Origin of the sequence: Pseudoalteromonas sp. MMG022 (genome assembly GCF_021654245.1) — a bacterium.
Lineage (GTDB): Bacteria > Pseudomonadota > Gammaproteobacteria > Enterobacterales > Alteromonadaceae > Pseudoalteromonas > Pseudoalteromonas amylolytica.
In genome coordinates this window covers 107,859-120,323 of record NZ_JAKFZQ010000002.1, presented here as the reverse complement: position 1 = coordinate 120,323, position 12,465 = coordinate 107,859, and the positions used below count along the sequence as shown (strand labels likewise).

Genomic DNA, 12,465 nt, shown 5'->3' with positions numbered 1-12,465 from the left:
TAGTTAAGTAACTGGGTTTTTAGTAAAGCTGGCGGCAGTATGTGGCTCTATTTATTAAGAGCCACACCATGTTTAAACCGTAATTACTTATCAAGGCCTAATTTCTTGCCCTTAATCTGCTTGCGCACATTGGCAATACGAGCACGGTTTTTGGCTCTTGCTTCACCGCTTGCTTGGTTGCTAGGACGGTTGCTGCGTGGCTGACGACGCTGGTGGGCGGGCTTTTTCGTCAACTTTTTGATTAACGTATCGCGGCTGCTGACTTCGTAGCCCGGTAGGTAGTAGCGTTTGATCTGTTGCTCTATCAACTGCTCAATGTGGATAAGCACTTGCTCTTCTTCACGAGAAACAAAGGAAATTGCCTGCCCTTGATTGCCCGCACGACCTGTACGACCAATGCGGTGTACATAATCTTCCGCAAGATAAGGTAAGTCAAAGTTCACCACGCGAGGTAGACCTTCAATATCGATGCCTCGCGCTGCGACTTCTGTAGCTACCAATACGCGATATTTACCTTCTTTGAACTCTCGTAATGCGCGGCGACGAGCACCTTGCTTTTTATCGCCATGACAAACAATCGCAGGAATACCATCAAGGTTAAGTTCTTCTACCAGTTCATCGGCAACATCTTTCATGTTGACGAACACCAGTACCTGTTGCCAATTTTTCTTACCAATTAGTTCTGAAAGCAGCTCTCGCTTGCGCCCTTGCTCAACTGGGTACACTACGTGGCGTACCGTCTCTGCGGTGGTATTCTCAGGCGTAACCTGTACGTATTTAGGGTGACGCAATACGCGGCTGGCAAACTGTTTCATCGCCGGTGGGAACGTGGCCGAGAACAACAACAACTGGCGTTCATCATCCACCAAATCAATGACCTGCTGCATATCGGTGATAAAACCCATATCGAGCATACGGTCTGCTTCATCCAGCACAAGATGCGTTACTTTTGCCAAACTTAAATTACCAAGACGAATATGGTCAAGTAAACGGCCCGGTGTTGCCACCACAATGTCAGCACCCTGAGCCAGCGATTGCGCTTGGCCTTCAGCACTTACACCACCAAATAAAGTGACTGTTTTTAACTGGGTGTGTTTGCTAAAAGCACTGCAATTTTGACCTATTTGCTCAGCCAATTCACGTGTTGGTGCAACAATCAATGCACGCGGCTGACCTGCCTCTTCGCTTTCATTTTCAAGTAGCTTTTGAATAATTGGTAAAGCAAATGCAGCGGTTTTACCCGTCCCAGTTTGCGCAGTTGCCAGCACATCATGCCCTTTGCGAACCACAGGGATTGCGGCTTGTTGTATTGGAGTTAGGGTATGGAAATTTAATTCGTCTAATGCTTGTAACAGCAAAGGTGAAAAGCTAAAAGATTTAAAGTTCATGGTAAAAAACCTGCGGCCAATACTTAAGGGCCGCAGATTATACGTTATTTGTGCAAACCTAACAAAGCTTTAATAATGTTTCGTCAATTGCCTGTGCTTTACCGCCGACGATATCCGCTTCACTGAGCTGGTTAATAAGCGCCATACCCGTTGCTTGCTGCTCACTGTTAAGCGGTACATAGGGCAGACGGAACACAGGGTTAACCGCGCCAGTCATGATAAGCGCCGTGTTAATCGCAATCGGGTTGGGTTCGCAGAACAGCCATTGCATCAATGGTTGTAGCTGAGTATTCAACTCTTTGTTTTCTTTATCCATTAACCGGCGGAATAAGCCTGGGATCAAGTTTGAAGTCACCGATATTACACCGTGAGATTGATAAATATGACGGCTATCATGTGCTTCATCATCATTACCTGACCAACAAGCAATACCTTGTGCTTCATAATGTGCGATACGCTCATTGCCGCCACATTCTTTCACGCCAATGAAATTTTCATGTTTTGCCATTGGTTCAATGATATCAGGGGTAAGATCTTGACCAGTACGACCTGGTACGTTGTAAATAAATGCAGGACCGATGTCTAACACACGCTGAAAATGCGTTTTCAGTCCATCAATTGAGGTACGACCGTAGTATGGGTTGATCTGCAGTGCAGCATCCATACCCGATGCAAAGCCATATTCAGTGGCTTTAATGGCTTCACGAGTATTATTGCTACCGGTATTGCCCACAATAATCAGTCTATCTGAAAATTTATTAACGCTATGGGCGATGAGCATTAAATGCTCCTCCCAGTTCATCAATTGGCCTTCACCCGTTGTACCACCAACAATGATACCGTCTACACCCGCTGCTATCTGCGCCTCAACCAACGCATCATAGGTTTGCAGGTCAATATCTCCCGCCATAGTGTAAGGCGTTTTAATTGCCGTAATTAGGCTCGCTTGTTTTATCGTTTGAATCGTACGCATTGTGCTCAAATCTTGGTGTTTTCAAAGTTGCGCACTGTTTTACCATAAATGACGATATGATCCGAGGGAAAAGCCGATTAAATTTGCAAAAACAGTAAAGTCTAGACAACAAACTAGTCCGATTGATTTACAGCTAAGCCTGTGTATTGCAAAACAATAAATAAAGCCACAGCGTTTAAACCGTGGCTTTAGTGCTTATCACAACGGGGAGGTGTTTTAGAAAGAACGACTTAACCCTACGTAGTAGAATCGTCCTCTAAATGAATACAGATTGTCGTCTGTAGATGTGCCGTTCGCTTTTAGGAATGGCGGCTCTTTATCAAACAGGTTTTGCACACCAAAATGTACATCTGTTTGCAGCTGGTCGATGAAATAGCCCAATTGGATATTGTGGAACACTGTTGCGTCCATCACATCATCCTCAGCAGCTGTGATCTTGGAGTTATAAGCTGCATCCCAAGTAACTCGATAATTGCCCTGTTCCCAATCCAACTGAAGGTTAGCTTTGTATTCAGGAATACTGCCAAACGCGCTATCGTAAGTACCGACTACATCTCTAAATGGTGTATCACTCGTGTCTTGCACCTCAAAATCTGCCATATACGTCGCATCTAAATTAAAGCGCCAAGTGCCAAGGTTGTTTTCATGCAAGTAATTGATGTTTAGGTCATAACCTGACAGATTACGCGCGGCTATATTGTTTGACGATGAGAATATTGTTTGAATATAACCCGTGCCGTTGTTGCTGCGGATCACCGCATTGGCAAATTCAGGGTTACCGGCCACATATTGATCAACCACATAGCGCGAACTTGAAAACACTACATTTGACTGTTCAATGTCAAAGTAGTCTAACGTTACGCCAAGCCCATCAAGCGGCTCCATAACGAGACCTAAGGTCATGTTATCCGCTTCTTCTGGTTTTAAGTTAGGGTTGCCGCCGCCGATAATGTCGTTACTTTGAATTTCATTTTTACTAAACGCAGGGTTAAGCCCAGCACAACCTGCTATCGACGTGTTGAAGTAGTTGGCATCATTGTTTGGGTTACATGGGTCGTACATATTGGTGTTGATAGACGATGTGCGCCCTTGATACATCTGTGCCATTGTCGGCGCTCTAAAACCAGTGCTATAGCTGCCGCGAATTTTCACCGATTCTAACGGGCGGTAAATAATGCCAAACTTAGGGTTGGTTGTTGTTTGGTCGATGTCGCTATAATCGCTGTATCTTACTGCGGCTTCTACATCTAAGTTTTCAAGCACTGGGATTGCCAGCTCTAGGTAGTACTCAGAAATTTCCCGCACTGGCGAAGTAACTGGCGTTACCGAGCCACCCCAAGAAACGTCAAATGTAGCGGTTCGCTGTGCCTGATCGACACTCAGTGACAACTGATCTTCTCGATACTCTGCTCCTGCTGAAAACATCATCTCACCTGCATCTAACTGCATCACAGGCCCTGCAATACTTGCTTGAATAAATGACAAGTCATTTTTGTTGGTTTGCGATGGTGCGGTCGTATTGATGAAATCGAGCATGTCTTGAGTAATTGACCCTTCTGGACCAAACACGTTAAGCGCCACACAATCTGGGTCCGCAGCCGTTTCACATTCATCTGATAAGGCTCGCTCAATTTGAATAATTGACGGTTGCGCGCCACCTTCTTGTACCAATTTTGCGCTTTGGCTGGAGAATAACACTTCCCAATCATACTCATCCGCCAGCATACCTTGCAGACCTAGCGTATAACGGGTAATAGTATTGTTAGACTGATAAATTCGCGAGCCATATTCACTGAATCGTTTACTTACGTTACCGGCCTCACCAAATGGGTTATATTTTTGATTTGGGCCAACACCAAAGTTATTGCCGTCTGCATCAGGATAGCGTTTAAACGCGTTAGGTGTATCAACGCTGTCTCCATACCACCCTGTATCTGTGCCTGGCGGTGCCTGATTGCCTTGCACAAAGCCATCGTGGAATGACAATTCAGTAAAAAAGGTTAGCTCATCGGCAAGTTCATATTCACCAAACACGAACACACTGGTGGTTTTATTGTCGTTAGCGCCCGATTGTGCTGCGCGGTAGTTATAACCCTCTTTATCATAATCCCAAGCAATAACCTGACTTGGATTACTTGCATCAGGCACAGTCCAAGTACCTTCTCCTAACCCAAAGCCAGTTAATTTCGGATTAGGTGCTGTTCCAGAGCGCCCATTTCCACCACCAAGATACGTTTGGTCCGCATCTTTGGTCATGTAGCGGTCTTTTTCTTCCCAACCAGCATTGTTACTGGTTGACGCTGCAACCATAATGCTCGCTTTATCTGTGCTCACACCTGTAACAAAACCCACTTTTCGCTCATCAGCATCACCACGGGATGATCTGCCATAGTGCGCGGTAACTTTGAATCCCTCAAAATTCTTGCGAGTGATAATGTTGATAACTCCCGCAATAGCATCAGACCCATAAATTGCGGATGCCCCATCTTTGAGTACTTCAATCTGAGAGATGGCTTCAAACGGGATTGAGGATAAATCGACCAGTCCATCTTCATCAGAGCCAACTAAGCGGCGGCCATTAAGCAGTACCAGAGTATTGGTCGCTTCAATACCACGTAACGTAGCCGTTTGAATATTGTTGCTACCCGCACTGCTTTGGTTGTTCGCCGTATTACCAGTCAGCGCAGGCAATCGACGCAATGCAGAACTAACATCACTAATACCCAAATTGGTCAGTGCTTCTTTGCTCACAACTGTGATTGGCGAAGTAGATTCGACTTCGGCACGGGCGATTCTCGAACCGGTTACCATAATTTTTTCAACTTCTTTTAAGTTGTCGTCTGCCGCATGGACATTTGCGCTAATGCTGCTAACTGAAGAGATCACTGCCAGTGAAAGCGCAGAGAATTTGAAGGTTAACTTAGTTGTCATTATAAGCCTCTATTGTTGATGTTATTGTTCAGATTGCTGCACCTCACGCGCTAGCGACATAGCGCTCACTAACGACGCCTATCAGCGTGTGCCGACATACGAAAGCCCCCAGAACTTCGCGTAAGCTGTGCATTGTCCGTAAAATGCACAGTCAACATACGATATATTGCATACAATATACAATAATAGTTACCCAAAATCAGTAATTTTATTTTCCTTCGTGGTTTTCAACCGAACTTTTGCAGATTGTTGATTATGGGAATACGCCTTGGAGATTTAATTAACTTATTGAAGTTGTAGCTTATTTAATATTTTTGTTGAGTCTGAGCAACTCAGAAGTGAAAAAACTAATTTTTAGCGTTTGTAAAATTTTAATACATAGTACAAAATTCAAATCACTGTATATTTATCCAGTTAAATTTATATGAGCTTACTTAATCACTTAAACACTCATTTTTATCGTACAGAAGAACTTTGCCAGGCGCTTAAGGTTGATACTGAGCAGCTCACTCATTGGCAAGAAAGTGGTCTGTTCCCTAAGCCCAGCTACAGTATTCAAAATCAGATTAAATGTAGCTCTTTTCTCGGTTTATATGAATGTGAGGAATTCACTGACTATTATCCCCGAGGCTGTGTACAGTGGGGCCTAGATTTAATAAAACACAAAGTCAGCAACGCAGCACAAGCATATGAGCTATTTTTTCAGCAATACACGCAAAGCTTAAAAAAATGCCAACAACAAGGACTACATTGCCAAGATGAGCGCTTTAGTGATGACCTTTGTGAGCAGATACAAAACGCTTGGCAGCAATATTTATGCAGTAAGTATGGCGTTATCAGCCAAAATGGACTCGTTGAGGAGCTGGTGCATATAGAGCTCGGCCGAGCCATTGTTGATGAAATTACCGAAGAGCGCTGTACAGCTAGCATCAATGCACAACACCGTCCCGCTTTGCTACATGCCCTAAAATTGCTAAATAGAGCCTTTAGCCACCCCGCTAAACACGAACGCAATCACTCGTTACGAGAGCGCTATATAGATGCCTTGGTATGTAAGTATGATTTATCGATTAAGTAGCTGTACGACATGTTGAACACATCACATCACACATAGTTACTAAGGAAAGCTTTCGCGACCGATTAGCTAACGCTTTACGGATGTGCTCATGCTTCGTTAACCGAGGCATTTAGTTTATATTGGATTACTAAAATTAGAATACGCTAATCGAAATTTTAAACTCAGTGTCAAGATAAACTGGTGGGCTGCTTCACAAGGGAATCGTCAAGGCGGTGACCCACCTCAAGCCAAAATACATTTACCCGTGTTCTCACAACATAGCCAATATCACGACATTAGCCCACACCAAAGCACAGGCTGTTTAGAGTAAATTGCGAGAAATATAAGAGACTATTGATATTCCTGCTCAAAGTGTGCACGCATAACTTCGAACGCTTTTAGCACCTCTAACTGCGGCTTACAAAGTTCGTCGTACCATGCATCAAAGCGTTCATCGTCATCTTGATCGCTAAGGGCTTGATATTGAGCCAATAGCTCTATGATGTCGGTATGAGTACAGGCTAAAGCGTCTAGCTTCTCACTCAATGCTGAATGATCTTTGTTTTTCAATGTCGCAATGACGCTATTATCTAATTGTTGGTTTTGCTCCGTCATAGCGGCTCCCTTTTAAACATTACGCTCCTTATTTATAACAGTCTGGTAGCGAATAGCTACCCCTGATCGTACTAGTTGCGCAACATTCAAGCGGTTCTGTGAAAAAAATTAGAATTTTTCAACTAATTATTTATTCCACAAAATTGCTATTTACCGAATAGTAATTCCCAAATACTGGGAGGCTCATGGAGCTCATGATATTGTTTTCTGAGCGCATCAATCTTTTTCAGCTGTTCTTTTGCTTCCGCCAGCTTACCTTCTTTTGCCAATCGCTCACTGTTTGCTAGTACATTTGCGACCCTTTGTAAGCCCTCAGTGGACTTATCTTGAAGCTTTGGTTCAAAGCGGTGCTGTTGACTGACTAACAAGTGCTCTCGAAAGGCGTCTAAGCTTTCAAGTAATTGTTGCTGTGACTCGCTTTTCATAGCGTTTTTGTAGGCAAGTCCCATGTTTTTCATGGTCACTTCCAAATCACTACTTTGCTTAGCGGCGACTGACAGTGACATAACGAACAAAGCGAACAATAGGGTTCTAAGCATAAATCCTCCAAAAAATTTCAGGGCATTATAGTGGCCTTTGGATTATGAAAAAAGCAATAACGGACCATCCCAAGCAGGCAACTCAAATAATTTCAGATTTTTGTGCCATAATAACTACTTAACGAAATGACTGATGAGGTTAATGTGTTCAAAAAGTTTGCACTTACGTGCATTTTTTTGATGTTCGCCATCCCAAGCGCGGCAGCCGAGCTAAAAGTAACGTTTATTAACCCTGGGTTCTCTGACGACAACCCTACTGGGAACTTCTGGTTAAATGTTACAGCCTTTATGCAAGCGGCCGCAGAAGATCTCAACATTGACCTAAGTGTGATGTACGCTAACAGAAATCATATCGATATGAAAAAAATGGTCGACAAGGCACTCTCCAGAGATGACCATTATTTGGTATTGGTAGACGAAAAGTCCGTAGTCGCCCAAGCTTTGCTTTCCTCTCAAGAAACACACGATAAAATTATATTCTTGCTCAACGCGCCTACAAAACAAGAGCAAATTAGGCTTAGAAGTAAAGGCTTTGGTATTCTAGGAAGTATCGTACCGGACAACTTCCAAGCTGGAAGGTTACTTATCCAACAACTTGATAGCCTTGTTTTACGGTCAAAGAAGAATCCAGTCGTCAACTCACTGGCTTTACTGGGGGAAACCGCCACTGAAGCGGCTCGACAAAGAGAGCAAGGACTGCTCAGTCACAGTAATCGCTCCTACAATTTAAAACTGCAACAACGCATTGATGCTAACTGGTCACAACAAGAAGCCTACAGGATCACGAAGGGTCTGCTCAAGCGCTTCCCAGAAACTAAACTCATTTGGGCAGCCAATGATGCTATGGCAAAAGGTGCGGCAGAGGCTGCTACCAAATTGTCGATACGCCAGCAGATAAGAATTGGTGGGGTCAATTGGGATAAAGATCACCACAAAGTATTAGATGCATCAGTCGGAGGGCACGTCACACTGGGCGCCTTTACACTGGTGAAAATTGCAGATCATTTTAATGACCCAGCAAACATAATAGGTGATAACGAGCTGCCCATTTTTAAGGTTTATAACAATAAGTACGAGCCTTTATATAAAGCTATTCATTCAAAAACACTAGATAAGATTGACTTTCGATATTTCTCTATCACGCATACTTCGCCAACGCCAAAACCGTTCACACTTGACAATATGACAGCGCTAGTAAAATAATTTTTTATTTCATTTATATTAATTTTTTAGATAAAAAAATATGATTATAAAAATATTAGAGAAGAACAATCCAATTATTCAAATTTTAATAATTTGTATATTCCCACTTAGTTTTTAGTACAAAAAACACACTGTTGACACATTTCAATTTACCTGTTTTATTTACAGAGGTTAACAACATGTAATAAAGGTAACTTAAAATGAAAAAAATGGTTTCTAACAACGTAAAGCTTTCAGTTCTTTCAGCCTGTGTAGGCGCAGCCCTAAGCGCAGGACATGTATCTGCCAGCGAAGAGCAACGCGTTATCGTGACACTAAATGACAGCGCTGTAAAAACAGCCCCAGTGCTTGTATCAAGCGCCGATGTTGCACGCTACAAACAACAAACACTAACGACTTTTGCTCAGCAATTAAATGTCACTCCAATGACAGCGCTGCCAAGTGTTAATGCGGTCGTTATGAACGTAACACCACAAAAGCTTGCTGAACTTAAAGCAAACCCACAGGTTGCGAACGTCGAGGTGGATCCAAAGCGTTACTTAATGGCTGAGTCAACGCCTTACGGTATCAACATGGTTCAAGCAAACCAACTTGCAGATACGATGAGCGGTAACCGTAAAGTTTGTATCATGGATACGGGTTATACGCTTAACCACCCTGACTTACCTAGCACAGGCATCACAGGTAATGATGGACATGGCTCAAATGATACAGGCAACTGGTATAACGATGGTAACGGTCACGGTACGCATGTTGCCGGTACAATTGCTGCGATTGGCGGTAATGGCCAAGGTGTTGTCGGTGTAAACCCATCGGGCCAACTTGGTTTGCATATCGTAAAAGTATTTAACGATCAGGGCCAGTGGGCATATGGTTCGGATCTAATAAAAGCCATTGAACAGTGTGAAGCATCAGGTGCTAATGTCACGAGTATGAGCTTGGGTGGCAGCGGCAGTTCAACGGCAGAACGTAATGCATTCCAGCAAAGTTATGATCGCGGCGTGTTACATATTGCAGCTGCCGGTAACAGCGGCAACAGTAGCCTAAGCTACCCAGCATCTTACGATGCCGTGGTATCTGTTGCGGCAGTGGACAGCTCGGAAAACAAAGCATCATTCTCTCAGTACAATAATCAGGTTGAAATTGCGGCGCCAGGTGTAGGGGTTAACTCTACTTGGAACAACAATGGATATAAATCTATCAGTGGTACTTCTATGGCGACACCACACGTTTCAGGTGTTGCAGCGCTGGTATGGAGTCACTATCCAGAGTGTACTAACGATGAAATTCGTAAGGTGCTCAATGCTACAGCCAAAGATAAAGGTGCACCGGGTCGTGATACATCTTATGGTCATGGTATCGTACAAGCAAAAGCCGCTTATGATTATATCGCGCAAAATGGCTGTAGTGGCGACCCACAACCAGGTCCAATCGCAAGCTTCAGCTATAGCGTAAACGGTAAAACGGTTAAATTTACAAACACATCTAAGGATGCACGCAGCTACGCGTGGCAATTTGGTGATGGCGCAAGTAGCACAGAAGCTTCACCTAGCCATACCTATGCAGCAGCTGGCAACTACCAAGTAACGCTTACTGCCAAAGATGGTAACAAATCTAACTCCGTGACTAAAACCGTTACCATTGAGGGTGATGATCCTAAGGGATGTGATGGTATCGCCGCTTGGTCTTCATCAAAAATGTACTACACAGGTGACCTAGTTTCATATAAAAACTACAAGTATGAAGCAACATGGTGGTCTCGCTCTGCACAGCCTGATATTTTCAGCAACGTTTGGAAGCGTTTAGGTGCTTGTAACTAAGCTTTAAACGATTCATGAAAAGCGCCCGTCATATCGGGCGTTTTTTTATAGCAACAGTATAAGCGTGCTCAACAGCATAAAAATAATCGCCACTCTTTGCTTAATTGTTAGTTGCTCTTTGAAGACCCAAGCGCCCAGCAGCATTGCGCTAGTAATTCCTACCGAACGCTTTAATCCTTCAACAATCCCAGGTTGCATGAGCTCTATTGCCACAAGCTGAAGGATCACCGCACTGGAAAACACTAAAGCAGACAGTCCCCACCAGCCAACATGTTTTTGAATGTCAGCAGCCTTAACGCGCACACCTAACACCAAAGCCGTTGCACTCAACACTATGACAGTGATGTAGGTGGCATGAAACGCTTTATCACCGTATTGCAGCGCATACTTATCGATAACAATACTAAAGCCCCAACATAATGAGGTCAGTAAAGCATGCCAGATGCCGCTCTCAGTAGCTTTAAATCGTGTGCCCATGAGCCAAAACGATCCCCCAACTATACCCACAATCCCCAATACTTGCGCAGTTGTGAGTGGCTCATTTAGCCAAAGCCATGCAAGCAAAGCAGAACACACTGGTGTAAAGGACAGCATGGACAACACAATCGCGATTTTTCCAATTGCAAGCGCGCGAATAAATGAAACGCTCGCTACAGCTGCGAGCAATCCACTTACACTGGCGGGTAAAAAATATTCAACCGTCGGAAGCTGCGCGCCAGCGTACAACCACAGCACTAAAAAAACCGGTAACACACTGAGACTAAAAACAACCGACATCAATGGCGCACTGTAATAGGCAGCCAACTTCTTACGGCAAAAATCAAAGCCAGCCCAGCTCAGTGCACTCAACATTGCAAACAACATAACTAACCTCTGACTAGTCTTAATGTATTTTGTGACTGCTCGCACATATAGTCGTTAATCTTAAAATGATCCGGCTTCCACCCCAATAAAAAGCGGTGAAAGTCTGACCACACCACAGGCCATAACTCTCGCCAACAACTCACAATATCCCGAGAATTTTGCATACTATGTTTCGTAATTAGGTTATCAGCCAGCTTTACAAAGTAGTATTCAAGCAATTCGTCAGCATGAGTGTACAGACCATCATTATCAAATACACTCGTGAAATACAGCATGACATCCTGAATCCCCAACCCTGAACCCAGATATTGAAAATCATACCCCAGCACAGCTAATTCTGAGTTAAATACAAAATTTGCGATTTTGGCATCACCATGAATTTGTGTGCGATATGGACAATCTCGGATAAGCGCAGCAATGCTGTTTGCATGTGTTTTTAGCTCGCTATGAGCCATCCTTTGAAATTCATCGGGCCGTGTCGCCAAATGCCAGTACCCCCCCTCCTGCCAGCCAATGTCATTTTGGATCATAAAATAACTATGAAAATCTGCCAGCCAAGTTAGTACTTGATGATGATGTTCTGTGCAAGGGTCACTTTCTGCGCGAAATCCATCACCAGAGAAGTCCGACAATACAAGACAAGTCGTACAATCTCGCTGCACAGCGTGTATGGGCTTCGGTACTAAACAAACACCATCAAGTCGAGCCGCTTGTTGTTGATAAAACGCTAATTCTATTTGATATGATTTTAACTTACGCGCCAGTGCAAAATCAGTTTGTACAATGTTTCTATGGATGAGCTGTGTGGGGACCTGAGCAAATTTAACCACTACATCCATGCCATCTAAACACATTCTGTTTACACAGCCACAGCCACTCCAAAGCTGACTACTGCTTTCTTTATCTATAATATCATTGAACTTTTCACTTAGTATTTCGTAAAGCATACTTGGGGCATTCATTATCTATTTGCCTTAAACGCTAACATTTTCTGGCAATAAAAAAAGCCCCTGACCTAATGTTCAGGGGCTTTAAATGTAATTAAGTGCCGATACTGCTGGCACTTAAGGCATTG

10 protein-coding genes are annotated in these 12,465 nt (G+C 43.6%); 3 read left to right on the top strand and 7 right to left on the bottom strand.

What is annotated here, in order from left to right:
• Positions 1 to 83: 83 nt before the first annotated feature.
• The 3 genes from L1070_RS02250 to L1070_RS02240 form a co-directional block, all read right to left on the bottom strand.
• A complete protein-coding gene (locus tag L1070_RS02250; protein WP_237124309.1) occupies positions 84 to 1,388 on the bottom strand; it encodes a DEAD/DEAH box helicase in 1,305 nt (434 codons plus the stop codon).
• 58 nt (positions 1,389 to 1,446) lie between these two features.
• Positions 1,447 to 2,361, bottom strand: coding sequence for a 4-hydroxy-tetrahydrodipicolinate synthase (dapA, locus tag L1070_RS02245; RefSeq protein WP_237124308.1), 915 nt, complete (start codon positions 2,359 to 2,361; stop codon positions 1,447 to 1,449).
• A 216-nt stretch (positions 2,362 to 2,577) separates the two neighbouring features.
• On the bottom strand, positions 2,578 to 5,292 hold the full coding sequence (locus tag L1070_RS02240) for a TonB-dependent receptor (RefSeq protein WP_237124307.1): 2,715 nt from the start codon (positions 5,290 to 5,292) through the stop codon (positions 2,578 to 2,580).
• 424 nt (positions 5,293 to 5,716) lie between these two features.
• On the opposite strand from L1070_RS02240, the gene L1070_RS02235 reads away from it, so the two are divergent.
• Positions 5,717 to 6,370, top strand: coding sequence for a DUF6058 family natural product biosynthesis protein (locus L1070_RS02235; RefSeq protein WP_237124306.1), 654 nt, complete (start codon positions 5,717 to 5,719; stop codon positions 6,368 to 6,370).
• A gap of 330 nt (positions 6,371 to 6,700) precedes the next feature.
• Here L1070_RS02235 and L1070_RS02230 read toward each other — a convergent pair whose 3' ends face one another.
• Both L1070_RS02230 and L1070_RS02225 read right to left on the bottom strand, forming a co-directional pair.
• Entirely contained in the window at positions 6,701 to 6,964 is a 264-nt protein-coding gene (locus tag L1070_RS02230; RefSeq protein ID WP_237124305.1) for a hypothetical protein, read from the bottom strand.
• A gap of 146 nt (positions 6,965 to 7,110) precedes the next feature.
• Positions 7,111 to 7,503, bottom strand: a complete 393-nt coding sequence (locus tag L1070_RS02225) for a cytochrome b562 (RefSeq protein WP_070983010.1) — start codon at positions 7,501 to 7,503, stop codon at positions 7,111 to 7,113.
• A gap of 144 nt (positions 7,504 to 7,647) precedes the next feature.
• Here L1070_RS02225 and L1070_RS02220 point away from each other — a divergent pair, with 144 nt between their 5' ends.
• Positions 7,648 to 8,706 (top strand): substrate-binding domain-containing protein, encoded by a 1,059-nt coding sequence (locus tag L1070_RS02220; protein WP_237124304.1) that lies wholly within the window; start codon positions 7,648 to 7,650, stop codon positions 8,704 to 8,706.
• 200 nt (positions 8,707 to 8,906) lie between these two features.
• Complete coding sequence (locus L1070_RS02215; protein WP_237124303.1) at positions 8,907 to 10,526, top strand: S8 family serine peptidase; 1,620 nt, start codon at positions 8,907 to 8,909, stop codon at positions 10,524 to 10,526.
• Between the two features lie 45 nt (positions 10,527 to 10,571).
• Here L1070_RS02215 and L1070_RS02210 read toward each other — a convergent pair whose 3' ends face one another.
• Both L1070_RS02210 and L1070_RS02205 read right to left on the bottom strand, forming a co-directional pair.
• Positions 10,572 to 11,390, bottom strand: a complete 819-nt coding sequence (locus L1070_RS02210) for a DMT family transporter (protein WP_237124302.1) — start codon at positions 11,388 to 11,390, stop codon at positions 10,572 to 10,574.
• A gap of 2 nt (positions 11,391 to 11,392) precedes the next feature.
• Positions 11,393 to 12,352 (bottom strand): aminoglycoside phosphotransferase family protein, encoded by a 960-nt coding sequence (locus tag L1070_RS02205; RefSeq protein ID WP_237124301.1) that lies wholly within the window; start codon positions 12,350 to 12,352, stop codon positions 11,393 to 11,395.
• Positions 12,353 to 12,465 lie beyond the last annotated feature (113 nt).